The 26,952-nt window shown below is 50.8% G+C and carries 24 protein-coding genes and 1 pseudogene; 4 read left to right on the top strand and 21 right to left on the bottom strand.

Annotated elements, in window-relative coordinates; translation table 11 throughout:
• Positions 1 to 15: 15 nt before the first annotated feature.
• Genes AC0YNV_RS04530 through AC0YNV_RS04520 form a run of 3 tightly spaced genes read right to left on the bottom strand, consistent with a single transcriptional unit; the run spans position 16 to position 4,260 of the window.
• Positions 16 to 2,190 carry an NHLP family bacteriocin export ABC transporter peptidase/permease/ATPase subunit gene (locus AC0YNV_RS04530; RefSeq protein WP_475766209.1) on the bottom strand — a complete coding sequence of 725 codons (2,175 nt, stop codon included), beginning with the start codon at positions 2,188 to 2,190 and terminating at the stop codon, positions 16 to 18.
• A gap of 21 nt (positions 2,191 to 2,211) precedes the next feature.
• Positions 2,212 to 3,177 carry an NHLP bacteriocin system secretion protein gene (locus tag AC0YNV_RS04525; protein ID WP_475766207.1) on the bottom strand — a complete coding sequence of 322 codons (966 nt, stop codon included), beginning with the start codon at positions 3,175 to 3,177 and terminating at the stop codon, positions 2,212 to 2,214.
• 15 nt (positions 3,178 to 3,192) lie between these two features.
• The gene (locus AC0YNV_RS04520; protein WP_475766205.1) at positions 3,193 to 4,260 is read right to left on the bottom strand and encodes an ABC transporter substrate-binding protein; all 1,068 of its coding nucleotides are present in this window, start codon (positions 4,258 to 4,260) and stop codon (positions 3,193 to 3,195) included.
• Positions 4,261 to 4,927: 667 nt separating this feature from the next.
• Between AC0YNV_RS04520 and AC0YNV_RS04515 the strand changes: the two genes are divergently transcribed.
• A complete protein-coding gene (locus AC0YNV_RS04515; RefSeq protein ID WP_475766203.1) occupies positions 4,928 to 5,806 on the top strand; it encodes a GNAT family N-acetyltransferase in 879 nt (292 codons plus the stop codon).
• 60 nt (positions 5,807 to 5,866) lie between these two features.
• On the opposite strand, the gene AC0YNV_RS04510 is transcribed toward AC0YNV_RS04515, so the two are convergent.
• Positions 5,867 to 6,970 carry a DNA alkylation repair protein gene (locus AC0YNV_RS04510; RefSeq protein ID WP_475766201.1) on the bottom strand — a complete coding sequence of 368 codons (1,104 nt, stop codon included), beginning with the start codon at positions 6,968 to 6,970 and terminating at the stop codon, positions 5,867 to 5,869.
• Between the two features lie 308 nt (positions 6,971 to 7,278).
• Here AC0YNV_RS04510 and AC0YNV_RS04505 point away from each other — a divergent pair, with 308 nt between their 5' ends.
• A complete protein-coding gene (locus AC0YNV_RS04505) occupies positions 7,279 to 7,653 on the top strand; it encodes a winged helix-turn-helix transcriptional regulator (protein WP_475766199.1) in 375 nt (124 codons plus the stop codon).
• Positions 7,654 to 7,927: 274 nt separating this feature from the next.
• Positions 7,928 to 9,094 (top strand): MFS transporter, encoded by a 1,167-nt coding sequence (locus AC0YNV_RS04500; protein ID WP_475766196.1) that lies wholly within the window; start codon positions 7,928 to 7,930, stop codon positions 9,092 to 9,094.
• Between the two features lie 58 nt (positions 9,095 to 9,152).
• Here the strand turns inward: AC0YNV_RS04500 and AC0YNV_RS04495 are convergent, their stop codons facing one another.
• From AC0YNV_RS04495 to AC0YNV_RS04435, 13 genes and pseudogenes are all read right to left on the bottom strand, one after another.
• Positions 9,153 to 9,347, bottom strand: coding sequence for a hypothetical protein (locus AC0YNV_RS04495; protein WP_475766194.1), 195 nt, complete (start codon positions 9,345 to 9,347; stop codon positions 9,153 to 9,155).
• Between the two features lie 9 nt (positions 9,348 to 9,356).
• A complete protein-coding gene (locus tag AC0YNV_RS04490; RefSeq protein WP_475766192.1) occupies positions 9,357 to 9,560 on the bottom strand; it encodes a hypothetical protein in 204 nt (67 codons plus the stop codon).
• Between the two features lie 141 nt (positions 9,561 to 9,701).
• Positions 9,702 to 10,109 (bottom strand): MerR family transcriptional regulator, encoded by a 408-nt coding sequence (locus tag AC0YNV_RS04485; RefSeq protein ID WP_475766190.1) that lies wholly within the window; start codon positions 10,107 to 10,109, stop codon positions 9,702 to 9,704.
• A gap of 162 nt (positions 10,110 to 10,271) precedes the next feature.
• Positions 10,272 to 11,366, bottom strand: coding sequence for an oxidoreductase (locus AC0YNV_RS04480; protein WP_475766188.1), 1,095 nt, complete (start codon positions 11,364 to 11,366; stop codon positions 10,272 to 10,274).
• Positions 11,367 to 11,470: 104 nt separating this feature from the next.
• Positions 11,471 to 12,052 carry a TetR/AcrR family transcriptional regulator gene (locus tag AC0YNV_RS04475; protein WP_475766186.1) on the bottom strand — a complete coding sequence of 194 codons (582 nt, stop codon included), beginning with the start codon at positions 12,050 to 12,052 and terminating at the stop codon, positions 11,471 to 11,473.
• A 99-nt stretch (positions 12,053 to 12,151) separates the two neighbouring features.
• A complete protein-coding gene (locus AC0YNV_RS04470) occupies positions 12,152 to 12,337 on the bottom strand; it encodes a DUF2524 domain-containing protein (protein ID WP_475766184.1) in 186 nt (61 codons plus the stop codon).
• Between the two features lie 286 nt (positions 12,338 to 12,623).
• Positions 12,624 to 13,256: pseudogene (locus AC0YNV_RS04465) on the bottom strand (spore coat protein).
• A gap of 120 nt (positions 13,257 to 13,376) precedes the next feature.
• The gene (locus tag AC0YNV_RS04460; protein ID WP_210044044.1) at positions 13,377 to 14,075 is read right to left on the bottom strand and encodes an MgtC/SapB family protein; all 699 of its coding nucleotides are present in this window, start codon (positions 14,073 to 14,075) and stop codon (positions 13,377 to 13,379) included.
• Between the two features lie 373 nt (positions 14,076 to 14,448).
• Positions 14,449 to 16,173, bottom strand: a complete 1,725-nt coding sequence (cysI, locus tag AC0YNV_RS04455; RefSeq protein ID WP_475766182.1) for an assimilatory sulfite reductase (NADPH) hemoprotein subunit — start codon at positions 16,171 to 16,173, stop codon at positions 14,449 to 14,451.
• 36 nt (positions 16,174 to 16,209) lie between these two features.
• Positions 16,210 to 18,045, bottom strand: coding sequence for an assimilatory sulfite reductase (NADPH) flavoprotein subunit (locus tag AC0YNV_RS04450; protein WP_475766179.1), 1,836 nt, complete (start codon positions 18,043 to 18,045; stop codon positions 16,210 to 16,212).
• Between the two features lie 156 nt (positions 18,046 to 18,201).
• Complete coding sequence (locus tag AC0YNV_RS04445; protein ID WP_475766176.1) at positions 18,202 to 18,936, bottom strand: MOSC domain-containing protein; 735 nt, start codon at positions 18,934 to 18,936, stop codon at positions 18,202 to 18,204.
• A 41-nt stretch (positions 18,937 to 18,977) separates the two neighbouring features.
• Positions 18,978 to 19,427, bottom strand: a complete 450-nt coding sequence (locus AC0YNV_RS04440) for a YdeI/OmpD-associated family protein (protein ID WP_475766173.1) — start codon at positions 19,425 to 19,427, stop codon at positions 18,978 to 18,980.
• 272 nt (positions 19,428 to 19,699) lie between these two features.
• Complete coding sequence (locus AC0YNV_RS04435; protein ID WP_475766171.1) at positions 19,700 to 20,899, bottom strand: serine hydrolase domain-containing protein; 1,200 nt, start codon at positions 20,897 to 20,899, stop codon at positions 19,700 to 19,702.
• Between the two features lie 299 nt (positions 20,900 to 21,198).
• On the opposite strand from AC0YNV_RS04435, the gene AC0YNV_RS04430 reads away from it, so the two are divergent.
• Positions 21,199 to 22,272 carry a M42 family metallopeptidase gene (locus tag AC0YNV_RS04430; protein ID WP_475766169.1) on the top strand — a complete coding sequence of 358 codons (1,074 nt, stop codon included), beginning with the start codon at positions 21,199 to 21,201 and terminating at the stop codon, positions 22,270 to 22,272.
• Positions 22,273 to 22,385: 113 nt separating this feature from the next.
• Here AC0YNV_RS04430 and AC0YNV_RS04425 read toward each other — a convergent pair whose 3' ends face one another.
• The 4 genes from AC0YNV_RS04425 to AC0YNV_RS04410 all read right to left on the bottom strand — a co-directional run bounded on the left by AC0YNV_RS04425 (position 22,386) and on the right by AC0YNV_RS04410 (position 26,835).
• Positions 22,386 to 23,117 (bottom strand): hypothetical protein, encoded by a 732-nt coding sequence (locus AC0YNV_RS04425; RefSeq protein WP_475766167.1) that lies wholly within the window; start codon positions 23,115 to 23,117, stop codon positions 22,386 to 22,388.
• A gap of 21 nt (positions 23,118 to 23,138) precedes the next feature.
• Positions 23,139 to 23,789, bottom strand: coding sequence for a hypothetical protein (locus AC0YNV_RS04420; RefSeq protein WP_475766165.1), 651 nt, complete (start codon positions 23,787 to 23,789; stop codon positions 23,139 to 23,141).
• A 386-nt stretch (positions 23,790 to 24,175) separates the two neighbouring features.
• Complete coding sequence (locus tag AC0YNV_RS04415) at positions 24,176 to 24,982, bottom strand: response regulator transcription factor (protein WP_475766162.1); 807 nt, start codon at positions 24,980 to 24,982, stop codon at positions 24,176 to 24,178.
• Between the two features lie 14 nt (positions 24,983 to 24,996).
• Positions 24,997 to 26,835: a cache domain-containing sensor histidine kinase gene (locus AC0YNV_RS04410; RefSeq protein ID WP_475766160.1), complete on the bottom strand. Its 1,839-nt coding sequence runs from the start codon at positions 26,833 to 26,835 to the stop codon at positions 24,997 to 24,999.
• Between the last annotated feature and the right edge of the window lie 117 nt (positions 26,836 to 26,952).

Here is a 26,952-nt window from a genome sequence, read left to right as displayed (position 1 = left end):
TCACCCCCTCCGGCTTTAGTGGTCCTGTATCAGTCTGGCATATGCGCCGTTTTTCAGCAGTAAATCATGGTGGGTGCCGCGTTCGGCCACTTTTCCCCGCTGCATCAAAATAATTTCATCCGCATCGCGGATGGTGCTCAGCCTGTGCGCGACAATAATACAGGTACAGCCTCTTCTTCTGAAGCTCGTATCCACGATTTGTTCCGTCTTCGGATCCAATGCGCTTGTCGCTTCGTCCAGTACAAGAACGGATGGATTGCCGGAGAGCGCTCTGGCAATTTCCAGGCGCTGCCGCTGTCCGCCGCTGAAATTACCGCCGCCCTCGGCAAGCACATGATCGTAACCGCTGCTTCGCGAGCTGATATCATCATCAATACAGGCATCTTTGGCGGCACGGACAATATCCGTCTCCGGTATCGTCAAATCCCACAGCGATAAATTATCCTTGATGGTGCCTTCAAACATATGAATATCCTGATCGACTACCGCAAGCGAATTGCTGATTAATGTGCGCGGCAATTCATCGCGATTGATTCCATCAAACAGAATTTCTCCCGACCATGGCGCATAAACGCCGGCAATCAATTTGGCGATTGTCGATTTCCCGCTGCCCGATCCCCCTACAAGGGCAACACGCGAGCCGGGCTTCAGCTGCAGGCTGAAGTTCTCAATCAACGCCCCCTCCAGCTTGTTGTAACCGAAGGTTACATTGCGCAATTCAACAAACCCTGCCAGCTTGGCATTCTTCGGCTGCGCTTCTTCTTCATCCGATGGATACAGCTCGGCCGCTGCTGCGATCTGGCTGTCCACATCATGGTTTAATACATCATCAAGCCGCTTGAGTCCACCTTCCGCCTCCTGAAGGGAGCTGCCGAGCTGGACCATCTTATTGACCGGTTCGATGAAGCTGGCCGTCAGGCTTTGGAAGGCTACCAGCATACCAATCGTCATGACGCCATCCATGACCTGAAATCCGCCGACCGCCAGAATGACCGCGGAGCTTATGCCGGATAACAAAGTGGGCAGGGCGCTCAGCATACCGGAGGAGACGCCGAGCTGCTGCTGGGAATTCAGGAGCTTCGTCTGGTAACCGGACCATTTTGCGAAAAAATCGGATTCGGAACCGCTTGATTTCAACGTTTCGATCATTTGCAGACCATTCATCGTAACGCCCTGCATTTTGCCGCCTTCCTGAAGCAGACGCATATTCTGATCGACTCTTTGCCTGGCAACGAACTGCAGAAAAACCACGTTTATCAGAGCCGTTGCAACAGCCAGCAGGGTCAGGATAACGCTGTACTGGAACATCAGGATCAAATAAAAGACAATCATTACGGAATTCAATGCGGCGACCGCCAGATCGCCGGACAGCAGCTGTGCTACCCGGTCGTTGATCATCACCCGCGAACCAATCTCTCCGCTGAAGCGCTGTGAGAAGAATCCCATCGGAAGCCTCAGCACATGCCAGAAAAAAGCGCTGGACGTGCTTAGCGAAAATTTCGTTTCGAGCCGCAGCAGATAATATCTCTGCAGCCAGGTCAGCGCCGCCCGGACGAATGCCGTAATGGCCATTCCGACCAGCAGCGGGATCAGCCAGCTTTGATTATTTCCGAGCAGTATATTATCGATGAACATTTTGGTGAAAGTGGGAATGACAAGTCCCGGAATGATTAGGAAAAGTCCCGCCAGAATGACATAAAGCAGCGCCGTTTCCGAGCCTTTCAGCCGTTTCTTGAGAGACCCGGCAATACCCGTTTTCTCGCCATGGCGCTTGTATTCGGGTGACGGCTCAAAGCTTAGAACAATGCCGGTATAGGATTTATCGAATTCCTCATAAGTGACAACCCGCGGTCCCGAAACCGGATCATTCAGAAAAACCCGGTTCTCCTTGAAGCCCTCGAGCACAAGGAAGTGATTGAAGTTCCAATGAATTATCATAGGCCCCTTCATGCTGCGGAGCGCCTCCGGTTCCTTCTTCAGCCCTCTTGCCGTCAGCCCGTATTTCCTTGCTGCTTTCAGCACATTGCTGGCTTTGCTCCCGTCCCTTGAAACACCGCATTCCACACGCAGCTCCTCCAGAGGAACATAGCTTCGGTAATAGCCAAGAATAATCGCTAAAGCTGCCGCACCGCATTCCACCGCTTCCATCTGCAGAACGGTCGGCGTCTTGACGCGTTTGGGTGCACTCACCTTAAGGTTCAACTCCATCTCTTACTTAATCTGAGGTATTACGGATGTAATCGGTTTTTGCCGCTTAATCGTTATGGATCCCGAGGTAAAGGTTCCGCTGTCTATCAGCTGCGGCGGACCTTTGGGCGTAGACCATTTGTAGCCGCTTATTGTTGACGGGTCCGGCACGAGATCGACCAGAACCTCAAGCAGCGCGGAGCCTCTTCCCGCAAGCTCCTGCACCAGCGCTTCGTTCCCGAGAGTGAGCAGCATGGTCTGCGCCGTTACCGGGAATTCCGAAACCGACGTTACGCGTCCAATCAAAAAGCCGTATTCCTCCTTATTTACGGAGCTGGGAGAAATATCAACCGTCATCCCGGGAATAATGGTCTTCCCTTCCTGGATCGGAACATACATCACCGTCTTCAAATCCTTGGCCTGCTCCTCGCCTGATTCGACCGTAATGATCGGCAATCCAACGCCGATTGAAGCGCCCTTCTTGACTTTCACTTCCAGGACCCGTCCTGTATAAGCACTTACGACTCTCGATTCGTTGAAGTATGCCGTCTTGAGCGCAGCTAACCCGTTCCGGATCTTGTTTATTTGCTCCTCTAATTCCGCTGACGGCGTACGCTGATTGGCCAGCTCGGCAGCCTTGAGGCTCTCTGCCAGCTGCTCAAGCTGCTGTACCATGGCCGGTTGTTCAATTCTTGCTATGACGTCACCCTTATGTACGTAATCATTCTCCATCACGCGAATATCGGTAATGGGGCCGCTCGACGAGGAATAGATATTTTGCAGCCCTCCTGGCCGGATTAAGACGCCTTGTGCCTGCATCTTGGTATTCAACGTACCGTAAAATCCCCAAACTATCGCGGAGACCAGCAGCAGTCCGAGGGCGCTCAAAGCGAGCCAGCCCTTTGGCGAAGTCACCTTCATTAAAGTGTCGAGCTGCTCGGGCGAAGATAATCTTTCTATGGATACCTTGCGAAAAACGTCATTGTTCATTCCCGGGTTGCTCCTTTATTTCAGGTATTCGAACTGTCCTTGTTTAACCTGTTTCATCACAATGTGCATATCATTCACATCTCCGCTCGCGTCAAACGATCTGTCACCGGACACGCCCGGCCATGTTTCCTGTTTTCGTAACGCAGCCGCAATATCGGCAGGCTTGCGTGAATCAGCCTCCGTCATGGCAGCGGCCAGAAGATGCAGAGAGTCATAGGCTTGCGCCGCATATTTATTCGGCTCTGCCCCGAACCTGCTTTTATAGCTTTCAACAAAATCACGAACCTTGGGATCCGTATCATTGGGGTTAAAGATAGATGCTACAACGACCCCTTCTACTGCTTTTTCACCTATTTCAATCAAGCTGTCTGAATCCAGGGCGTCCCCGCCCATCACCGGCAGGTTCAATCCTGCTTTGCGAAGCTCCAGAATGAAATTCGCTCCATCCGGCATCGCTTCCGCCACAAAGACAGCATCGCATCCCAAGGCGTTCCATTTATTGACCAGTCTGCGGAGATCATCGATGTCCTTATAGTCAGAGACACGATCTATGATTTGAATATCGCTTATTTTGGCGCTGTCTTCAAAAGAATTGGCCAAGCCGCGGCCGTACTCGTCATTCGCGTAAAAGACAGCAATGTTCTTATACATTTTGGAGTTGGCGTAATCCGCCATCTCTGCGCCGATTTGTGTATCATTCGGAATCAAGCGGAAAATATGGCTGACCCCGCCCTCCGTCAGCTTCGGTGAAGTCGACGTTGGCGCAAGAAACAATACGCCTGCTTGTTCATAGACCTTGGAAGCCGGCACCGTCACGGCCGAGCTGCGGTCGCCGATAACAGCTGTCACATTCAAATCATTGGAGAAGTTTTGGGCAATGGTCAGACCGTCCGTAACGGAAGATAGATCATCCTTTTGCTCCAGCTTTATTTTTGAGCCTATTACCCCGGTTTGATTGATTTCCTCCAGAGCCAATTCAAGCCCCTCTTTAAATCCGTCGTTCCGGCCGGCAAAAGGCCACGCCGCGCCGACTACAATTTCATCCGATGATTTGCCCAGCTTCATTGCTCTTTCTTCGCTCATACTCATGGAACTTCCGCACCCTGTTAACAGCAAAAACAGGAATGAAGCCAAGATGATCATTCTCAATCTCATTTGTGTATAGCTCCCGTATCATAGTTTAGTCGTGATATTATGTCAGTTATTGTATAAATTATAGACGCTGGTTTCAAAGTAACACGGCATTAAGTCAGGAATGTGTCGAATTTCGAAAATGATGTCGATCAACGGGCAGAAAACCGGGGCCAAGCCCTCTTTCAGTTCATGCAGAGGCAACCGTAGCGGTATAAAGAACCCGGCTAAATGTCGAATTGCGCTGCACTGGTTAGTTTTTACTATCCCGACAGAGACCAGGATGACAACCAACTTAAGTCTACCAGCGGCCAATAAAAGAATAATGAAAGATTTTAGCAAAAAAAAGCCCAAAACCGCGCAGCATCAAGCCTTTGCGGTTTTGAGAAAGATAAAAATTATTTTTCGCAGAAAATTTTCATAGTAGAAATTAGGAAATAAGGACCAGTTCCTTGGACGGATAATATCCTGTCAATAATCCGAGCTTTACCTCGTCTGAACGTGCCCGGCTCTTCGTTTTCCCTGCCGCCGGACTACGGATTGACAATTCAAATGGCCCAAACTATCCTTTTAAACAGGCAGGTCACGGATTGCATGCCGGTCATTAGGAGGAATCCTTATGCTGGATAGTCAAATGCTCAAGAATCAAAGTAAATATAGGGCAAGCTTTAATCGGTTAGCGGAGCTTGTATTTGGGATTCATTTTGAGGAATGGTACCAGAGGGGATATTGGGGGGATCGGTATATTTGTCACTCCATACTCCACGACAACGACGAGATCATTGCGAATGTATCAGTCAACAGGATGGATTTGGTTCTCAATGGGATCAATAAGAAAGGCATTCAGATTGGTACCGTCATGACTCATCCGGATTTTCGGGGGAAAGGTCTATCCAGCCGGTTAATGAGGTATGTGCTGTCGTTATACGAAAATAATTGCGATGTTCTGTATCTGTTTGCAAACAGATCTGTCCTCGACTTTTACCCGGGATTTGGTTTCACTCCGATGGCAGAATCACAGTTCCTCCTGCAGCTGGACGGCCCGCAGGCAAAGGATGGATCACTTCTTAAACTGGATTGTTCACGGAAGGAAGATATCGCATTATTAAAACGCTTGCTCAACTGCAGGATTCCGGTTTCCCGGAAATTTGGCGTCATAAATGACGAGGAGCTATTCATGTTTTATGCATTGAATGTTTTCTCCGGGCATTTATATTACTCTCCAAAGGATGATGCCGTTCTCGTATTCGAGCATAAAGGCGAAGCGCTGCATCTATATGATATTGTCAGCTCTGATATCATCGACTTTGACCGGCTGCTTTCCCGGATTTCCAATCCGGATACTAGAAAGATCCGCTTTTATTTCGTGCCTGAACGGTTAACCGCGAAAGCGGAATTGATACCCATGGATGAAACGGAAGATATTCTATTCGTAAAGCCTGTCTCTGCTTTCGATAATTTGAAGGATTTTTGCGCGCCCAAATTATCTCATGCCTAAAAGAGGCTCCGGCAATGCGGCTGCCTGGGTGAAAGGCAGCCTTTGTCTGATCGTTCATAATCAAGCTTCCAGCCTGATTACTGTTGATGCTGTTTCAACCCCATTCAAGGTCAGCGTAATCCGGTGCTCGCCCGGATAATGACGGCGGGTCGTCAGATCCGCCCAGCGGTGCTTCCTGGTGCCTGCAAGCCTCGTACCTCCCGGCACCACTTTGTCGGACAGCAGGAATAGCTTGCGGGATGTATGTCCTCCTGCCTTCACGAAGTCGATTCCGTATTCCATGCGAATACGCACCGGTTCGCCCGGCCGGATATGAAGCTCGTAGCTCAGCTCGCAGCTTCCGCCGATCGGCAGCACATCCGGCTCCGCCGACAAGGAGGCATAGGTTGTCAGCGCCGACTCTTCTCCCGCTTCCGCATAGCCGAACAGCGCCATGATCTCGGGATCGGCTTTGCGGATCAAATTACGGCAGGCATGCCTGATTATCCAGTCCGTATCCGGATGGACTCCCTGCCAGCGGCGGGCCGTATCCAGCACGATTGACGGGTGATCCTTGGCGATGTCATTCAGATTGTTGGCGACGCTCTTGCGCACATACAGCGAAGGATCCGCTTTCAGCTGCTCCAGCACGGGGAGCAATGGAGCAGGGTCCCGCTTGAAAAGCGGCAGCGCCTGTCCCCACGGCAGCCTGGGCCGGCAGCCCTCGCTGGCAAGCCGCCGGACATGAGCGTTCGGATGCCTGGACCATTCCTCCATCTGACGCATCATCCGCTCCGGCTCACGCAAAATAAACGACCGAACGGCGAACTCCGCCGAGGACTTCGAAGTAAACCGCTCCAACGCCTCCATAGACAGACCCCAATGCTCCTCTGACTGGCCGTACACTTCCACGAAATCAGGAAAAAATAAATAGGGGAAACCGACGCAGGCCGCGTCAATCGCATACAAAACGTCGAGCGCGTCCTTGTACCGTGGCGGCAGATATGTTCCGAGCACCATGGAGATCCGCCTGATCCGCTGCTTCAGCTTTAAATCATACCAGCCGTCCTCCATGACCGCCGCGACGAATGCCTCCGTATTGAAAGCCTTATAAACAGCATGCACTTTCTCGCCGAATTGACGCAGAAATTGTTCATGATACATATCTTTTAATGGTTCTGCCATTCTCTCTCTCCTCCTGGTTATAACCATTCAACGATGATTCCACGATAATCGCCGCCTTTAAACCGGTGCTTGCGCGCCTCGCTGATGCGATACACTAGACAGCGTAACATATTAAATATGCCAACTGTTTGTCATATTTATTTAGCGGATCAAACTTTTGAATATCGCAATTTCCTGCATACGCTCATCACAGGGCATTCGCGGATTGACATAAGCAAAGAAACAGGACCATAATGTAAGCATAGTATAGGCATCGGATATCCTTCTGCTGTTACGGCCATAGTCATTTTATAAGGAGGTTCATTGTAATGGACGAACAAACCGGCACGAACAACAACTGCAAGGAGAGCGCCGGCTCCAGTATTTGTGAAGTTCTGCAGATCCTGGGTGCCAAATGGGCTTTCCTTGTTCTTGAAGAACTGCTGAAAGGACCGCAGCGATTCAACCAGCTTCAGCGGAATGTATCCATCGTCAAGACCCAATCCCTTACGGATACGCTCCGCCACCTCGTGAATAACGGTCTTGTCCTCCGCAAGGTCTTTCCTACTGTACCTGTCACAGTGGAATATTCTCTGACGGAGAAGGGCAAGGATTTTCAAACCGCATTGCTGGAAATGGACAAATGGGTCCAAAAATGGGGTAACCTGGCGCAAACCGGTGAAATTGTCGTCCAATCCTCATAATCGCATAGCGCCAGATCATAACCAATTTAACCGCCAAGGCTCTTAGCCCTTGGCGGTTATTTGTCTTGGATGCGCAATTTGCAACTCACTATACAATAGGTTAGTTGGTCCAAATAAATGGATTACATCCAAATGATTTGCGTTCTTACTTAATGGAATCAGCTTGATTATAATTCGATTAAGCCGCTTAGCCGGACGCGGCCAAGCGCACATACAATCGCAATGGGCTCCGAACAAGACAGAAGCCCAGGAAAACGGAAAGGAATGGTTGTTTATGAACCGAATTGTCATTTACATTTTAATGATAGCCGTCTTCTTCACGGCTACTTCAGAATTGGTCGTGGCGGGCATTCTGAATGTGCTGGCTGAAGAGATGCATATCTCTGTCGCACTTGCCGGACAGCTCATAACCGCCTATTCGCTCGCATTCGCGATAGGAACTCCGGTTATTGTGTCTCTGACGGCGCGAATGGGCCGGAAAAAATTGCTGCTCATTGCCTTATCCGTCTTTATTATCGGCAATCTCTTCTCGTTCGCCAGCTCCGGCTTCATCCAGCTGATGGCTGCCCGCATGATATTGGGCATGAGCTCCGGCGTATTGATGGTAGCCGCCTTCAGCGCTGCAGCCAAGATGGTGCCTCCCGAGAAAATCGGCAGCGCGATCGGCACCATTATTCTCGGCTTCAGCAGCGCCATGATTCTTGGCGTGCCCGTCGGGATTGCGCTGACCGGTATGTTCAGCTGGCAGACAATCTTTCTCTTCCTCGCCGCCGGCAGCCTCATCATTCTGATTGGCATGGCCCTCCTGCTGCCGGAGATCGAAGGCGATGCTCCCGTAGCCTTCAAGCAGCAGTTCGCGGTGTTTGCGAATCCGGTCATTTTGTCCGCGCTGCTGCTCGTTCTGTTCAGGGAAATCGGCAACTCCGTCATGTTTACGTATGTAACCTCTTTTCTCGGAACAATCCTGCAGCGCAGCGCTTCGGATATCGGATTCATCATGCTCGTCTTCGGAATTGCCGGCGCTTTGGGTTCACGGCTGGGCGGCTCCGCTATCGATAAATGGGGAAGCGTAAGGATCATCGTCATCAGCTTGACCGGTCATGTCCTGACGCTGGCTCTGCTTCCGCTGGCCGTTCATTCATTTCCTCTTGCCATGGTGCTTCTGTCCCTTTGGGTGATGTCCATGTTTATTATGGGCCCTGCTACGCAGACCTACTTCATCGAGAAGGCCCCGCAATCGGCGAATCTCATCATCAGCCTGAACACCTCCGTGACGCAGGTCGGTTTGGCAGCCGGTGCGGGAGTCGGCGGTATGGCTGTCACCTTGAATTCGACTGTCTTGTACAATCCATGGGTCGCCAGCATTGCGCTGCTTTTGTCCTTCGCCGCAGCCGCCGTTTCTATCCGGAAGAGCAGGAAGCCCCTGGCTGTCGCAGCCTGAGGAGAAAAATGCGATATGCGATATAATATTCCTTGTGTTGATTCATCCCATTCTTATATCATTCAGCGGACAGCATGTATTGTGTCGATCCGACATATTCACGGAATGAGCGAATCCTTTCATTCTCAAATTCAAAAAAAATCGTCAGCTCATTGTTGTAGGGCGCGCCGTTCAACGTTCCTTCCGCGCTGAATACCACGATCCCATGATTGGCATCCTCGAGCTCCAGCAAAGACGTTAACCGGACAGCCAAGGCTTCACGCTACATGAGTACCAATTCTTCAAATCGTTTCTTGCCGTACTGAATGCCCTTCCATTCGACGAAGGGCATTGGAACGGTGAAGCGCAAATCATCGGAAGCCATCAAAAGGAATTCTGTCAGCGATCCCTCCTCGATTGCATGGCGAAAAGCTTGAAAAGCCCTGCTGCTTCTGGTAACTCCAAATTGTTCCTGTCGGTCAGTCATCTAAAATTCCCGCTTTCTTGTTACCGTTTTTTGTTTCATGAGTGACTGTACCATATGAACTGGACAGCTTATGTCCTGTTTAGAGTTAACAAGAAAAAAACCGGACTCCCTTCATTAAAAGGGAATCCGGTCTTTCGGTTTTTAGCTTCTCGGCGGATTCAGCATCAATTCGTTCATGGGACTTGAATCGGGAATTTGACGGGTGTTGTATATCGACAATTTTTGATTAACCGCTTCAAATGCCCTGTCCAGCTCCAGCTGTCTTCGCTGAAGCTCCAGCTTATGATTTTCCAATATCGCTTTTCTTTCCGGTATCGTCTCATCGCCCATGATAGCAAGATCGACAATCCGTTTCAAGGCCGCTACCGTCATCCCCGTCGCACGGAAGCATGTCATCAGGTTGATCCAGTCCAGGTCCTTTTGTTCAAACAGCCGGTTCCCGTATTGATCCCTTTGTATAAAAGGAAGCAGCCCTTCTTTCTCATAATAACGGATCGTATGAGGAGGAAGCTCGAGCCGTTCGGAGGCTTCTTTGATTGAAAATGACAAATCTCCACACCTCCCTGATCATCAGAAATGATTTCTCGAGCTTTAACTATACACCTTAAAGTGGACTTTAAAGCAAGCATTATATATAATGCTGCAATTCCGCTTCTGGTATACAGGTTCAGTCCTTCATGCCAGAAACCAGGGCGATGCTTGCTTCTGTTTTCAGATCAATAATTCTTTTTCCTTCAGGGTTGGAGTCGGCGTCAGCACATCACCCGTGAAGGGTTCGATTGGCTGCCCGTTTTGCACTTTTTTCGGCCAGTCATGGTTAGACAGCGCCGCTTTGGCAAGCGCAATCAGATCGGAGCCCTTCTCCAGCATCTTCGCTGCATCAGTAGGCTGATCGAGTCCGCCGTTGGCAATGACAGCAGTATTGCCGTATTTCTTTGCCAGCTCGGCAAGCGTAGGACCAGACTCCCCGAAAGCAGGGTCCAATGCGCGGTATTCATACGTATGGATGTAATCGGCTTTGGCTGCTCCGATGCTTTTGAAAATAACACTTGCATCCTCTTCCCCATGCTCCCACTTGTAGGTAAAATTATTCACTTTCGCTTGCGAAATGCGGACACCGACTACAAAATCTTCGCCTGTTGCTGCTTTGACAGCTTCTATAGTTTCAATAAGAAACCGGAGGCGATTCTCCAGGGATCCGCCGTATTCGTCCGTCCGCTGATTCGTGTATCCGGTCAAAAACTGGTCCGGCAGACAACCGCTCGCAGAGTGAATTTCCACACCGTCGAAGCCGGCTTTCTCCGCATTCGAAGCAGCTTTCGCAAAGTTGCCGATCAGCTCCTTGATTTCTTCAATATCTAATGCTCTGGCAGTCGGAAATTCGCCTCCCTTGCCATAAAGCGGACTTCTCTCACCCTCCGGCTTCAAAGCGGAAGGAGCAACCGTTTGTCCACTATTAGGATTCTCTTGGGACAGCGCACCAGCATGAGCAAGCTGTAAAATGATTTTTCCTCCTTGTGCATGAACCGCTTCCGTAACGCCTTTCCATGCCTGGATATGCGAATCCTTCGTAATACCCGGCTGGTTCAGCAATCCTTGACTGAAGGTGTCATCCATGTAGCCGGATTCCGTAATAACAAGTCCAAAATCGCCAGAGGCAAAGCGGGCATAATAACGGGCCATATTTTCCGTCGCCCTGCCATCGGACTCTGCGGATCCCCTTGTCATGGGCGCAAGAACCACCCTGTTTTTAAGCGTGAGGCGGCCTAATTGATACGTGGACAAGATTTGGGGGAAAGTAGACATGATGAACAGCTCCTCTTGTATAGTTTTGGTGTTTTTATTGACTGCGAAGTCAATAATTGAACAAAAAATTTTTGACTACGAAGTCAAAAATCAGACAAAAAAAATTAGTTTTTTATCAAATCGAAAGCCGTGTTCAGCACCATTTCGATCTGATCTGGAGGCGCGCCTGTTTTCTCTAATATTCGGATGCCGCGCAAAGTATTGGCCAGGTGGGCCGCTAATTCCTGACTTGTAAACCGGTTCGTGATTTCTCCTGCAGCTTGTCCGTTTCGAATGACCTCCTCAAGAACAAGCCGTACTTCACTGAACATAAGGTCGAACTCGGTCGCAACTTCCCGATCATCCATGCCAAACTCCATAGCAGAGTTAACCATGAGACAGCCTTTATGAGCCTCCTCGCTTGAGGAACAAAGCGATGCTGACTGCAGAGCGTCCAGAATACGGGTTGGCGAACCGCCTTGGTCGATCATTTCTCTAAGCTGTGAGAGGCTTTGCGTCCGATAAAGAGCGAGTGCCTTTAAAAAAAGCGAGCGTTTGTCCTCAAATACGCCATAAAGACTCTGTTTCTTCACATTGGTTTTGTTCGTCAGATCCTCGAAAGAGGTCGCTTTATAGCCTTTGGTCCAAAAAACCTCCATCGACTGACTCAAAACCTTATCCACGTCAAATTCTCTTGGTCTGCTCATGACGTAATCCTATCATATTCTTGACTATGTAGTCAATATCTAAAGTTCAGCATATAAAAAGCCGACCCCAAAGGCCGGCTTACAATGATTTCAGTTCAATTAACGAATATCGCATTTGTTATGGATAAAATGTATTTGGTTTTGAAGCCGGTTTAACGTTTCCTTTTCCCCGGTTGAGTGTTCGCTGCTGCTCTTGGACATCAATTGTTCCATTTCCTGCTTTAATTGATGCAGATCCTCGCCTGCATTCGAGCAATCATAATTGCTTTCCAGCTGATTAAACAAATGGAATCCCCCTTTCCTGGTCTATTTGTCTCCGCCTTTTTTGCCTTTGTTTCCCTTTTTATCGGATGTGCGGGTTGTTGTATTTTGTGCGGCATGCCCTTGTTGTTTAGCCATATAGATCCCTCCCTTCATATCTGCCCCGGTTATTTTCCGAAGATTGAGTTCTTTTTATTCACCTGAGCTTTAGACCTCAATAATAATCGGGAATGAGATTTTTCTAAATAAAAAAACGCCCGGTATGCATTTGCATATCCGAGCGCTCTTGGAAGCATTTATTGAATCAGGGTTAGTGCAATGCCGCTTTGTTAGGTTCCGGCATTTGCGGCGTTCCGGCTGCCGGTGCGTACATATTCAGCATTTTTTGCATATCGGCAGTATCAAACTGCGGCACCTGGTAGTAGCCATGTTTGTTTTGATACATGAAGATCTCGTAAGACATTTCGATGAACTGCTGTATTTGAGATGCCAGCACGCGGCGAACGACAGGATTTGTAACTTCTGCCGCTGACATGGTCAATAATGAAGCATGGGATTTAACCAACCCCTGCATATAATCGCATATGCCTGCATCCTTTACGTCAGCGAGAGATTGATTCGGTTTTGTCGGCTGGGTCTGTTTGATGCCGTATACCGGCTGTGTTACTTGTTTAATCATATAAGTAGCTGTTTTCTGGTTTGGCTCCTGCCCGGTCTTAAAGCATTCAGCCGTCAGATTTTATTGGGAGAGCATGAAATTATACTGCCGGTCCAGAATGTCCAAAAGCTCCTGATCCTGAACGAATTGCCTGAAAATCATGAATTGATCCAACGTATTGACGGCACAGGACAACACCTGATGCACATCAAGCAGTTCATGACCTCCATGATTCATGTTCATTCCGTTCTGCGAACGATTATTTGATGGTATTTGCTGCTGCATCGTCATATTCTCCTTTGTTGTAAAAACATTTTGGGCAACCTACTTTAATATGCAGGGTTGAGGGAGAATTTATGCAATCTGATGCAGCTTGCAAAGCAAAGCACCGGCTTATGACTCAGGTTATAACTCCTCGATTTCGACGGTGATGACGTTATCCGTCAGCTTCACCAGATTGTATACATCGGTAACATAATGTTTGTGGGTTGCGGATAGAATCAAACCGATTTGCCGGTTGCCGGATTCCAGATCCTTGAGTTTAATCTCACGGATATCCACGCCTTTTTTCCCTGTCAGCTCACGTTCGCTTTCGAGATTTTTAATGATTTGCGTCAAATCGCAGGTCGGATTCACGATAAGCTTGACGGAAATATCCTTTTGACTTAATTTTTCAGGTCCGATGCGCCGGATCAGGAAGGGCAATACGTTAACCGCAAGGATAATAATCAGAACAGAATAGGAAGCCTCCCAATAAAATCCTGCCCCAACCGCTATGCCGATTCCGGATGCCGCCCAAATCATCGCCGCGGAGGTCAATCCCGAGATTACATCATTGTTTCTTCTCAGAATAACGCCTGCGCCGAGGAAACCGACCCCGCTGACAATTTGAGCCGCTAACCGCATGGGATCACGGTTTGTCGTGAGAAGATCACCGAACTTTTCGATCGACTCAATGGAGATCACCGTAACCAGGCAGCTGGCCACTGATATGACCATACAGGTTTTCAAGCCAAGGGGCTTATGCTTTAACTGACGGTCAATGCCAATCAGCAATCCCAGAAATAAGGCAAAGGTTACTTTCAGAAAGAAATCTAAAGGAATAGTAACAGCAATCCCTCCTTTACAAATATTTCGGATAAAAGAAAATGACAGAGGGACTTTCCTGGCAACATACTGTGCGATTGCGGCATCAACGTCCGACCTAACCGGAATACTTCACTGGTTGAGTCGTTCATTCCATGCAGGGCGTCCACTATATTTCCATTTTTTGTATGTTATTTTCCTTGAACTGCGGCTATAGTAGATTGTATGCGGAGGCAGTCCTTTAATTTCCACTAGCTGGTGTTTCCCATCAATCTCCTCACCGGCACAAATCCATCGACAGCTGACTGTATGCAAATAGAAACAGCAGAATGACCGCCCTTTCAAGCGGTCGTTCTGCTGCCTTGATACCTATTCTACGGCGCAGGCACCTTTACGAGTGAAAATCCTGTCCGTCCAGAACCTCTTTCACAAAGCCGGCGCGAATGACAAAATCACCGAAGTGCTCGCCTCTTTGCCTTTCCTTTGCATACTGCGTCACAATCGGCTGGAGAGTACCGAGAATCTCCTCTTCCCCGATGTTTTCCTTGTACAGCTTGTTCAGACGATTGCCTGTAAAGCCGCCCCCCAAATACATATTGTATTTGCCCGGTGCTTTGCCGATGAACGCGATTTCCGCAAGCATTGGTCTTGCGCATCCATTCGGGCAGCCGGTCATGCGGATGACGATTTCTTCGTCGCGCAGTCCAGCTTCCTCAAGCATCGGCTCCATTTTATCAATCAGCGAAGGGAGATAACGCTCCGATTCGGCCATTGCCAGTCCGCAGGTTGGCAGCGCCACGCAGGCCATGGAGCTTCTGCGCAGAGCCGAATGATGGGCTCCATCGGTAAGTCCGTACTCCTTGATCAAACCTTCGATTTTTTTCTTCTTATGGCTGGTTACATTGCCAATGATCAGATTCTGGTTCGGCGTAAGCCGGTAGTCGCCTGTATGAACCTTGGCGATTTCCCTTAAACCTGTCATCAGAGGATAGCCAGCTTCGTCTTTGACACGGCCGTTCTGGACAAACAGAGTAAAATGCCATTTTCCGTTATTTCCTTTTACCCAGCCATAGCGGTCGCCATTGCTGTCAAAATGGTAAGGACGCGCTTCCTCAAGCTTCCAGCCCATCCGGTCGCTTAATTCATTAATAAACCATTCGATCCCGCGGTCGTCGATCGTATATTTGAAACGGGCATGCTTCCTGACCGCACGATCGCCGTAATCCCGTTGAATCATTACCGTTTTCTCGGCTACATCGATAATTTGCTCCGGTGTACAGAACCCGATCACTTTGGAAACCTGCGGATACGTTTTCGAATCGCCATGCGTCATTCCCATTCCGCCGCCTACCGACACATTGAAGCCCTTCAGCTTTCCATCTTCAATAATAGCGATAAAGCCCAAATCCTGGGAAAACACATCAACGTCATTGGATGGAGGAACAGCCATACCAATTTTAAACTTGCGCGGCAGGTAAACCGGTCCGTAGATCGGTTCTACTTCTTCCCCGTCATTTTGGCTGTCCAGTATTTTCTCGCCATCAAGCCAAATTTCATGATAGGCTCTTGTCTTCGGATCAAGGTGATTGCTGACTCTGCTGGCCCACTCGTACACCTCGGAATGAACCTCCGATTGGTACGGGTTCGGATTGCACATCACGTTGCGGTTGACGTCGCCGCACGCGGCGAGCGTCGTTAGCAGCGCATCGTTCACTTCCCGGATGGTCTGCTTCATATTCCACTTGATTACCCCGTGGAGCTGAAAGGACTGGCGCGTCGTCAGCCGGATCGTTCCATTGGCATTCTTCGTTGCGATGCGGTCCATCATCAGCCATTGCTCCGGCGTGACGACACCTCCAGCCGCGCGTACGCGCAGCATGAACTGATAGGCAGGCTCCAGCTTTTGTTTCTGTCGCTCATTGCGCAGATCCCGGTCATCCTGCATGTAGCTGCCATGGAATTTCATCAATCGGTTATCGTCTTCGGGAATGGAACCCGTAATGACATTTTCCAAAGTCTCTTCAAGGCTTCCCCGCAAATAATTGCTCCGGCGTTTGATGTCCTCAACATCGCTATGCGGCGCATTCTGTGGGTGAAGAAGTTGATTTTGTGCCATACTTGCTATCTCCTCTCGCAATCTTCGGGGCGCATCCTAGTAAACATCCCGCTGATAACGTTTCTGCTGCTGCAATTGAATCAAATAATCGGAAGCTTCCTCAGGGCTCATGCCGCCCTCCTGCTCAAGAATAGTCGCCAGAGCTGCATGTACGTCATGGGCCATTTTCTTCTCGTCGCCGCAGACGTATACGCAAGCTCCCTTCTGGAGCCACTCATAGAATTCGCGGCTCTTCTCAAGCATCCGGTGCTGGACATATACTTTCTTGTCCGTATCCCGCGAGAACGCGACATCCAGCCGTGTCAGCACGCCGTCCTTGAGCCACCGCTGCCATTCAATCTGATACAGGAAATCTGTGGAGAAATGCTGATCGCCATAGAACAACCAGGATTCCCCTTCAGCGCCCGTCTCTTCCCGTTCGCCCAGGAAGGCTCTGAACGGAGCGACGCCCGTACCCGGTCCAATCATAATGATTGGAGTAGCCGGATTCTCGGGAAGCTTGAAGTTCGAATTATGCTGAATGTAGACCGGAAGCGTATCGCCAAGCTGTATACGCTCCGCAAGCTGAACGGAGCAAACGCCGTAGCGGTCGCGGCCCTGTGCCTCGTAACGGACCGTCCGGACGGTAACATGCACTTCATCCGGGAAAGCTTTCGGACTGCTGGCAATCGAGTACAAGCGGCCGGGAATCTTCCGCAAATGGGATACGAACTCGCCCGCAGGCACACCCGCTAGGGAATAATCCTGCACCAGATCCAATAGGTCCTTGTCGTTCAGATAAGCCCGAAGCTCCTGCTCGCGTCCCGTGGCCAGAAGCTCTCTCATCACGCTGCCTGAAGGCAGATTAGCCAGCTGCTCGAACAGCGGCTTCGTCAGAACGGTTATTTCAAAATGCCGGAGCAGTGCTTCACGCAATGACCGTGTCTCGCCGCTCTTGTTGATTGCCACGGATTCATCCGCATTCCAGCCCATGAATCCGATCAACTCGTCCACAAGGCGGGGATGGTTCTCCGGATAGATGCCCAGGCTGTCGCCCGGTTCATACTGCAGATTTGATCCCTCAAGGGAGATCTCGAGATGGCGTGTTTCTCGATCCGATCCGCGCCCGTTCAAATTCAGATTCTCAAGAACCTCGGCCTGGAATGGATTCGTCCTGGAGTATTCGGATTCCGATTCGGTTACGCTCACAACCGCCGCAGCTCCATTAGCTGCAGATGCAGGTGCTGCAGAAGCCGTGCTCAGGGATCCCAGAACATTACTGATCCATTCCGCAGCAGGCTCGTCAAAATCCACATCGCAGTCGACACGGGGGATAATTCGCTTGCCGCCCAGCTCTTCCAGACGCGCATCGAGATCCTTTCCTGTTTGACAGAAAAACTCATAGGAGGTATCTCCCAAAGCAAGCACGGAGAAACGCAGATCCTCCAGTTGCGGCGCTCTCTTGCTGTGAAGGAATTCATAGAAAGAAATTGCGTTATCCGGCGGATCTCCTTCCCCATGGGTACTTACCAACAGAAGCAGGTCCTGGACCTTCTTCAGGTTATTCGGCTTGAAATCCGCCATGGAGGAGAGTGAGACCGTGAGGCCCTGCTCTTCCAGCTTCTTGGACAATTTCTTGGCAAGTCCATTGCAGTTCCCGGTTTGAGACCCGAAAAGCACGGTTACCTCCCTGGCGGCGACCGGCTCTGCAATCGCTGCCAAAGCTGCTGTCGGCACTGCTGTCGGCGCCGCAACTGCTGCTGCTGTCTGAGAAGAAGCCGCCAGATAACCGCTCAGCCAGATCCGTTGTGATTCTGTCAGCGAAGGCAGCAATCGATTGAGCAGCTCTGCCTGTTCCTCATTAAAAGGACTGTTAAATACTTGAAATTCCACCCATTTCCACCCCGTTAGCATGCAATGATATTCTTATTATCGTATCTGAAGCAATTTTCGCTCTCTTGAACTTATCAGAGCGGGAAGACCCGGTCAACAAGAATGATCTTATAACTTCTATCAGCTATTCTGATAAAGCATGAATTTATGACAATTTCACCCTGAAATGTACACCGGATCGCCGCTGTTTGCCTCGCCAGTCTGAACAACCGACGCGTACACGCCGAATTTCAGGTTCATCTCTTCTTTCACTGTCTTTAAAATCCCGACTTCCCGTTCGTAAGTGTCGGGATCAATGGTAATCACGGAACAACGCTCGCATTCTTGAGAGACCTCCAGAACGGCGCTCCCCACTGACAAACGTTTGCCTATCAAGGATGCATCATCCCGGCAGCTTTCATCATTCAAGGAGATCATCAGATTGGCTCTGAACCGGCGCGGATCCAGCTCCTTGCCCAGCAGCTTCTCCAGCTTACGCAGAGTGCGGTCCGTGATGATTAAAATTCCGCCCGTGTCCACTGCCAGCAGTTCCCGGCTGTCCGGTTCATGACGAATCATGGATAATCCGGGTCTGGAGGCGCTTTGGATCTCTTGCAGCAATTGGCCATCCCAGCTGAATTCACGGCCGTCAGGCGAGGTTATCCGCAATGGGGGAAATTCGTCCTGCGCGGTGCTTGCTGTAAAGCTTGCTTTGTATCCTAACAAAACGGGGAGCTGCCGTGCAGTGAAATACCTGTCCCAGCCTTCCTTGGAATCATCAATAAAAGCATGGCTCCGATCGCCATATAATCCGTAAGCTGCAATATGCGTGTGATTCAGATGCTCTCCGGCCATCGATTTTACCGGATATCTTGTGATCTGTGTGACATGCCCGATAGTCTGCGGGTTCATTTTCTCGCCTCTCTCTGCTCGCGCGATCGTATATGCAAACCTCAGGAAACAATTATTTTCTCAACAATGCCGGCGATCCGCCGTTCACGGGTTTCCTGCGTTTTGGCATCCTCCACCTGCCTGACAAATTCTTTGCGTTTCGAGTACGACAAAGCATTGAAGACCTCCACCGCTCCGGTCTGGGCTGACAGCGCCGTTGTGAGATCATGCGGAACGTCGACGGTCCGAGGCTCCAAATCAAGCTCAAGCGTCACTTCTACCCTGTCGCCGGCAGCTACTCCCGCCGCTTCCCTGTGAACCGCGTTCAAGGGGAGAAAGAACTCACTGCCGTAAACCGCGACAGTACTGCGATAGGTATAACCATTCAAACTGACTGTAACACTCGGTTTCATCTTCTTGCCAAGCGCAGCTACTGCTTCCGCAGGCACCTGAATTCCGGTAGCGTTCTTCCCTTCCGCTTTCATTATAATGGTGTTAAACGTTACAGCCATTCTGGATTGCCCCCTCATTCTGGTCATCGTTTGAAAGGTTGAACACGGAACAAAGCTAAAATCCAAAACCCTATTTTGTCATTATTCGTGAATAATGGCGATTATCCTGTCCAGCGATATCGTATTGTAAAATTATTTGCCGCGAGGGCAGAGTTCGATTCTTCCATCATTCCATAAGTTAAAAGGGAATGTCCCGAAAGCCCTATCTACAGCTTTCGGAATATTCCCTTGTTTGGCGAAGCATTTGAAAAGGCATGCCGTTTGAAACCGTCTCAATCGTCAATGGCCTGGTATGCCGAGGTCCAGAAATCGAGGAGTACATTGGGGGGACCCGGATTATCCATCAAACGCTGGGTCAACAAGAGCCCTATCAGGTCTTCCTTGGGATCCGAATATGCGGATGTGCCCATGCTGCCATCCCAGCCGAACCTCCCAGGGACCCCGGCCAGATCACTTCGCCGGACAGAGACGCCGACACCGAAACCCCAACCGCTGCTGCCGCCTAAAAAAACATGGGCCTCCGCCTTCTGCTCCGGCGTCAGATGATCCATGGTCATCAGTTCGACCGATGGGCGTGACAGGATGCGCATACGTCCGCTGCTCCCCTTGTTCAGCATCATCCGGCAGAAGGCCAGATAATCGTCAGCGGTTGAGACAAGGCCGCCACCGCCGGATGGAAAGACGGACGGTGACCTCCATAGACTGCTTTGCGGTTCGTCATGGACCATCAGCCCTCCCCTTTCACGATTGGTCATGTAGCTTGGGGGCAGCCTGTCCAGCTCGCTATCCGGCACATGAAATCCGGTATCCTTCATTCCAAGCGGCTCGAAGATGCGTTCGCGGGTGAAATCTTCCAGCGTCCGGCCGGCTGCCCGTGATATCAGGACGCCCAGGACATCGGATCCGGTGTGATACATCCAGGCTTCTCCCGGCTGATGGATCAGCGGCAGGCTGCCAAGACGCTTCATCCACTCATCCGGAGCGATGGATATCGGATTGGGCCCCGGAGCAAGTCCCGCTTGCGCAATCGCCTTCTGGATCGGGTACTTGCCGGGGGGAGCCATAACAGCTCCTATTCCCAATCTGAGGGTCAGCAGATCACGCAAGGTGATGGGTCTGCTCGCGGGAACAGTATCGTCAACCGGCCCGTCCAGCCGCTTGAGAACCCTGCGGTCAGCCAGTTCAGGCAGAAATTCATCAACCGCGTCGTCAAGCCTGAGCTTGCATTCCTCAACCAGAATCATGGCTGCTGCAGCTGTGACCGGTTTCGTCAACGAGGCGATGCGAAAGATCGTGTCGCGGCGCATCGGATCGCTTCCCCCAATCCCCTTCATTCCGATTGCTTCGACATGATGCTCTCCCCGCCGGCTGACAAGCGTAACCATACCGGGCAGTTCGCCACGTTCCACATAACCGGTCATGACGCCGCGCATGCGGCCGAGCCGCTCTTTCGATAATCCGCCATAGCTCATCGTTTGCTGCCCCCAATCTTTAACTGATATTTCCTGCTGTTCATTTTATCATAATGGCGAAGCACCCATTTCTCTTCAATTGCTGCCTTGGTCAACTGCAAGCTACATCACCGGTTCTGTTGCATAGGCATTATTCAATTGCTTACAATATAAAAAGCAAATGAAGAACCGGCTTCGCTGCACTCCGGCGGCCGAAGCAGGCTGCTTCCCGTCAATCTAATAGAAATTTATAGACGCGAATCTTAAAAATGCTATAAGGTTATAAGATAGCCCAACAATAAATGCGAGGTGGAATTGATATGGATAAGGACACATTGGAATTATTCCGTACCCTGACCGAAATGCCGTCCGCTCCCGGTTTTGAGCGCGAGCTCAGGGAGTTTGTGCGGGGGGAGCTGGGGAAATATACGGATGAGATCGTACAGGACCGGCTTGGGAGCATTTTCGGTGTGGTCCGCGGCGATTCGGAAGGTCCGGTCATTATGGTAGCCGGTCATATGGACGAGGTTGGTTTCATTATCAATGGCATCACGGACACCGGGATGCTCAAATTCCAGACGCTCGGCGGATGGTTCAGCCAGGTGCTGCCTGCCCAGCGTGTGCAGGTCATCACTGATCGCGGTCCGATTGACGGCGTAATCGGCACAACTCCTGTCCATCTGCTTAATGAAGCTGCGCGCGGGAAGCCGCTGGATGTCAAACAGATGTATATTGATATCGGTGCGGACGACCGGCAGGGCGCCGAGGACATCGGCATTCGGCTCGGACAGCCGGCGCTGCCTGTCTGCCCCTTTACCCCGCTTGCCAATCCGAAGAAGATCATGGCTAAAGCCTGGGACAACCGTTACGGCGTAGGGCTTGCCATAGAGCTGCTCAAAGAACTTCGTGGCGCGAAGCTGCCGAATGTGCTGTACGCAGGAGCCACTGTGCAGGAGGAAGTGGGCATACGCGGTGGACGTACTTCTGCTCGGATGATCAAGCCTGATTTGTTCTTCGCTCTGGACGCCAGCGCCGCGAATGACATGACAGGCGACCGCCAGGCGTTCGGGCGGCTGGGTGCGGGAGCGCTGCTGCGCATCTTCGATCCTACGATGATTACGCATCGCGGGATGCTCGAATTCGTCCGCGATACGGCCTCCACCCACAGGATCCCCGTCCAGCCTTTCTTTTCCGCAGGCGGGACAGATGCCGGTCAAGTCCATGTGGAGGGAATCGGCATTCCTTCCGCTGTCATCGGCGTCTGCGCGCGGTATATCCATACCGCAGCTTCGATCCTCCATGTCGATGATTATGCCGCTGCGAAGGAATTGCTCGTCAAGCTGGTGCAGACCTGCGATGCGACTACTTTCCAAACCATATTGGAGCGTTCATAATCAATACTTGTCCCTCACGCACAACAACAAGACCCCTGGTTGAAGAACCGGGGGTCTTGTTGTTGTGCAGTCAAACGAGTTCCTCGCAGCGGGTTGTAACGGACTGGGAAGATTCAAAGGACGTTCGGGCCTATTACCTCTCCGCTAAAATGAACCTCATTGATCGTCGGATTAGTGAAATTAGTAATGGTGGTGGGCGAACCGTTAATTCCGACACCGAAGCCTGAGGCTGGACCAGCTGCTGCTGTCAGATAATAATTTACAGAGGGGCCGGGCACTCCTGTATCGGTGCATTCAAATGTTGTAGTAAAAGTTCCGCTGACAAATGTTGTTCCCATTCCCTCCACATTAATTTGCGTTACGCTTCCAGCGTCAATGACGGTACTTACGCGTTCACCAATGAGCGGCGCATCGCGGAATATGCCAAAGCGCATCACTTGGCTCGCGACAGCAAGCTGGGGGGCTAATTCGGTTATAAAAGTAAAACTCCATACAAAGGTTGCTCTGAGTACGACCCGGCTGTTGACATTGACATTGGCCAGCCCAACGGACTGATTGCTAATTTGAAGTTCGGGTCCAATTGTAGCGGGAGCCGCCGGCAGCACAACTGTGGTGATTACTGGACCTCCTGCGACCATGGGATCAGGGATTTCAACGAAATTATAGGATGTCAGAAGGCCACCGCCAGGCGTCCCCGGCAAACCTTGTGGACCTGCTGGACCCTTAGGGCCTGCTGGTCCGGGAGGCCCTACGAGCCCTTGCGGGGCAACTACATTGATTTTTAGCGTACGGCGGGATTTTTTACGAGGACATTTTTTTTTGCGGCGCGGAACGCTGCATTTCATTACCTACACCTCCAGAATTAATCATCCGGGAAGAATAACCCTCCCGCTGAAATGAATTTCGTTGATTGTCGGATTCGTAAAGTTGGTAATAGGCACGGGAAATGCGTCATCAGGCACACCAAATCCTGAAGCAGTTCCTGCAGCAGCGGTCAAATAATAGTTGGCTGTCGGTCCAATCACTCCCGTATCGGTGCATTCAAACGTCGTAGTATAAGTTCCGCTTACTAATGTTACAGCCATTCCATCCAGGTTAATTTGCGTTACTCTCCCGGAGTCGATAACCGTACAAACGCGTTTCCCAACCAGCGGCGTATCGCGAAAAATACTGAACTGCATGATTTGGCTCGCGACAGTTAACTCGGGAGCTGTTTCTGTAACGAAGGTAAAGCTCCATACGATAGTTGCAGTCAATGCGATCCTGCTATTATGGTTAATGCCTCGAAGTGAAATGAACTGATCGCTGACTTGCAGCTCTGGCCCGGTTGCCGCAGGCGCTGCAGGCAGCGTCACTGTAGTGATTGCCGGACCGCCAGGAACCATAGGATCCGGAATTTCAAAGAACTGATAAAAATGGAGCAGACCGGCTCCCGGAGCTCCCGTGACTCCTTGCAGACCGGGAATTCCTGAAGAACCCGCTGCCCCTGCCGGACCGGAAAGACCTTGAGGAGCCAATATATTTATTTCCAGCTTGCGGCGCTTTCTTTTTATAGTAGAATTTTCCTCGCAGCATTTAAGGCGTTTTCTTTTTAGTTTTTTACGATGACATGGAACGGGACCGCTCAATAACTGCACCTCCTTCGGTAACAACTACTTTTTTCCACTTATCATATGTGTTACAGATTGATGAGTGATAGGCAGTTAACTAGATTCAGAGCCTATCCTGAGTGATTGCCTTCGGCGGTTTTTGACAATATGAACGAAATAACGCCAAAATACAACAAATAAACATCAGAACGGCAGGAAGTCATGACGACTCCTGCCGTTCTGATGTCTATGAATTTCCAATCGATTCAACCGCCGACGCGATACTGATTGCAGCAACGAGAGATTCATCAGGCTTACAAAAACTTGTTGCGGTACTCAGTTGGCGTCAAGCCGTACTGCTTCTTGAAGGTTTCCCGGAAATGATCCTGGTCCGCATAGCCGATCCAGTCGCAGATTTCGTAGATTTTATTCGCGGGTTCCTTCAGCAGCCGCGCCGCTTCTTCCATCCGAAGCCGGATAATCGCATGATTGATTGTCGTGCCGGTCACTTCCTTGACCAGCAGATTCAAATATTTATCGCTTAAGCCAACCGCGGCCGCTACTTCCGAAAGCGCCAGCTCCTTGCGCGTATACCCTTCCTTCACGTAGCGGATTGCCTGTTCCACCAGCTTCTTCTTCTTGATGCTGCCGGACCAATCATGGGGAGACAGCGCTTCCGAGAGATTGGGCAGCGTTTCTTTCACCGCCTGCTCCGCCAGCGCCATTCCCCGGCGTTCTTCCCGCTCTTTGCGAAGCTCCTGCACCGCAATTGACATCACCCGCTCGATCTCGGCAGGATCGATCGGCTTCAGAATATATTCCAGCACCTGCAGCTTGATCGCCTGTCTCGCATGCTCAAATTCATTTAATCCGGATAAGATGATGCAGCGGATATCAGGCTTTCTCGCTTTTACAGCTTCAATTAGCTCCAGACCGTTCATCCTCGGCATCCCGATATCGGTCAGGAGCAGGTCCGGCTCCTCCCGTTCCAGCCATATGAGAGCTTCCTCCCCGTTCTCCACGGCGCCGAGCAGCCTGATTCCAATTTCCTCCCAGCGGATGGAACGGATCAGAGCTTCGCGGACTGTTCTTACATCCTCCGCAATAAGCAGCTTGAACATGCCAATGCCTCCTATCATTGTAAAACCAGATCCGGTCGAAAGGGCATAACAGCTTCGACGCAGGTTCCTTCATTGACCTCCACGTAACGCAAACCAAACGGTTTCCCGCAGTGCAGCTGGATTCTCCGATGAACATTCATGGTGCCGTATCCGGTTCCGCTTTCGCTTAATTTACCGCCGGCATCACCGGCTGGCTGTTCCAGAAGAGCGTGGTTCATCCGCTGTGCATCGCAGCCCTTTCCGTTGTCTTCGACACGAAGTACGAGCGCTTTTCCTTCCAGTCGGGCTGAAATCGCAATCCGGCAGTCGGCCGGCTGGTCGGCAAATCCATGGATGATGGCGTTCTCCGCCAGCGGCTGCAGGCATAGATGCACGATTGTCGCGGATAAAAGCTCATCCGGCACATTTATGGCAACCTGCAGATTATCCATCATCATCTGCTGGATATGAAGATAAGCTTCCACCTGCCTGATTTCATGCTCCACGGTGATCCAGGCCTGCCCGCGATTCAAGCCGTAACGAAATACATTGGCGAGGGATCGGACAATCCGGCTTGCTTCCACATCTCCCGCCATTATCGCCCGGCAGTTGATCAAATCCAGCGTATTGTACAGAAAATGAGGGTTGATCTGGGCATGCAGCAGCTCAAGCTGGAGCTGGCGGCGCTCCATCTCTTCCACGAACGATTTTTCGATCAAACCGTGAATGGTCACTAGCATGGATGCAAATTTCTGGTGGAGCTCATCTACTTCGTAGATCCCCGAATTTTGATTGGGAAGCGGTTCTTTGAATTCCACTACCTCCGGACGCTGAACAGCGCTGACCAGTCTGGTGATCGGAACCGTGACCCGCACGACAATTCTGCGGAGCCAGAAGCCTGCAACAAGCAGAGCAGCAGCAGCGGTAGCGGCGCCGATGGCCGAAATCGCAATGGTATACCGGCTGAAATGGCTCTCCGGGACGACAGTCAGAAGCTTCCAGCCATTCTCCAGCGTTTCGAACATGACCCGGTCCTTTTCCCCGTCCACCTTCGCGACAAGCGACCCGCTTGCGCCTGTCAATGCCTGCACGTATGGAAGACCGCTTACATTTTCAAGAAAATCGTAGCGCTCGCTGAAGATAACCCGGTCGCTTTCGTCCAGCAGCAAATGATACCCTTTCTCCAGCGGAGCATTATCAAACACGCTCTTGATGCTCCCGGTATCCGCGCCGATGATGATCGTCCCAATGCTGCGCCCGTCCTTGATGCTGCTCTTCTTTCTCGCTGAATAAATCATGGCGGCGTTGGCCTGGCCTGACTTCTGACCCCACCAGACGGTCCGCTGCTCTCCTTCACCCAGGCTGCGGTACCATGGCTCGCTTTGCAAATCCCCGGATTTGAATATCCCGGTCACCGGGTAGAAGTGATCCGTCGCCATCTCATAAAGTCCGACGCCCGGATCGAGCGCCAGGGAGACCACATAGGACTGCTGCGCGTCTCTGCGGGAACCGAAATCATTGAGAAGCGACAGCAGAGACAGATTTTGAAGATTGGACTGCAGCGCGAAAAAATCGCCTACGGCCTCGAAGGATTCCTCATAATTGTTTTCCAGCAGGCTTTCAATCGATTGGTTCGTGGACACGAAAGCTGCCACATTATTCATCGTATCGAATTGATACCATACATTCCGGTAAACAAATTTCATCGACTGCTCCGCCATCTTGTGGGTATGGTCGTTCTGTACCCGTATAAGAATGTAGCTCGCCGCTGTTGCAAATAGCGCAATGAAGGTGACGATGAGTACAAAGATCGGAAGACTGAGCTTTGACAGCAAGCTCGAACTGCCGCTCCGCATTCGTTTCCTGATGAGCATTGTCCCCTCCTTCTGCCGGACATCAGGCCATTGCCGGGAAGAAGCCCCTTCAGACGGCATGCAAGTCCGAGGGGCTCTCCCTGATTGCTATGGCTTCTGTAAAACTTCGATAAATCC

It is taken from the genome of Paenibacillus sp. JT31N11, from assembly GCF_056269285.1.
Note: the sequence above shows the minus strand (reverse complement) of the source record. Positions and strands in the feature narration are given on the sequence as shown.

What these genes read in the sequence shown, in the direction of transcription:
- AC0YNV_RS04410 (WP_475766160.1), bottom strand. Translation starts at nt 26,835, where the DNA reads ATGCTCATCAGGAAACGAATGCGGAGCGGCAGTTCGAGCTTGCTGTCA.
- AC0YNV_RS04440 (WP_475766173.1), bottom strand. Translation starts at nt 19,427, where the DNA reads ATGGCTGTAACGTTTAACACCATTATAATGAAAGCGGAAGGGAAGAAC.
- AC0YNV_RS04480 (WP_475766188.1), bottom strand. Translation starts at nt 11,366, where the DNA reads ATGTCTACTTTCCCCCAAATCTTGTCCACGTATCAATTAGGCCGCCTC.
- AC0YNV_RS04445 (WP_475766176.1), bottom strand. Translation starts at nt 18,936, where the DNA reads ATGAACCCGCAGACTATCGGGCATGTCACACAGATCACAAGATATCCG.
- AC0YNV_RS04505 (WP_475766199.1), top strand. Translation starts at nt 7,279, where the DNA reads ATGGACGAACAAACCGGCACGAACAACAACTGCAAGGAGAGCGCCGGC.
- cysI (WP_475766182.1), bottom strand. Translation starts at nt 16,173, where the DNA reads ATGGCACAAAATCAACTTCTTCACCCACAGAATGCGCCGCATAGCGAT.
- AC0YNV_RS04435 (WP_475766171.1), bottom strand. Translation starts at nt 20,899, where the DNA reads ATGAGCTATGGCGGATTATCGAAAGAGCGGCTCGGCCGCATGCGCGGC.
- AC0YNV_RS04525 (WP_475766207.1), bottom strand. Translation starts at nt 3,177, where the DNA reads ATGAACAATGACGTTTTTCGCAAGGTATCCATAGAAAGATTATCTTCG.
- AC0YNV_RS04520 (WP_475766205.1), bottom strand. Translation starts at nt 4,260, where the DNA reads ATGAGCGAAGAAAGAGCAATGAAGCTGGGCAAATCATCGGATGAAATT.
- AC0YNV_RS04475 (WP_475766186.1), bottom strand. Translation starts at nt 12,052, where the DNA reads ATGAGCAGACCAAGAGAATTTGACGTGGATAAGGTTTTGAGTCAGTCG.
- AC0YNV_RS04430 (WP_475766169.1), top strand. Translation starts at nt 21,199, where the DNA reads ATGGATAAGGACACATTGGAATTATTCCGTACCCTGACCGAAATGCCG.
- AC0YNV_RS04510 (WP_475766201.1), bottom strand. Translation starts at nt 6,970, where the DNA reads ATGGCAGAACCATTAAAAGATATGTATCATGAACAATTTCTGCGTCAA.
- AC0YNV_RS04415 (WP_475766162.1), bottom strand. Translation starts at nt 24,982, where the DNA reads ATGTTCAAGCTGCTTATTGCGGAGGATGTAAGAACAGTCCGCGAAGCT.
- AC0YNV_RS04515 (WP_475766203.1), top strand. Translation starts at nt 4,928, where the DNA reads ATGCTGGATAGTCAAATGCTCAAGAATCAAAGTAAATATAGGGCAAGC.
- AC0YNV_RS04490 (WP_475766192.1), bottom strand. Translation starts at nt 9,560, where the DNA reads ATGACTGACCGACAGGAACAATTTGGAGTTACCAGAAGCAGCAGGGCT.
- AC0YNV_RS04425 (WP_475766167.1), bottom strand. Translation starts at nt 23,117, where the DNA reads ATGAAATGCAGCGTTCCGCGCCGCAAAAAAAAATGTCCTCGTAAAAAA.
- AC0YNV_RS04500 (WP_475766196.1), top strand. Translation starts at nt 7,928, where the DNA reads ATGAACCGAATTGTCATTTACATTTTAATGATAGCCGTCTTCTTCACG.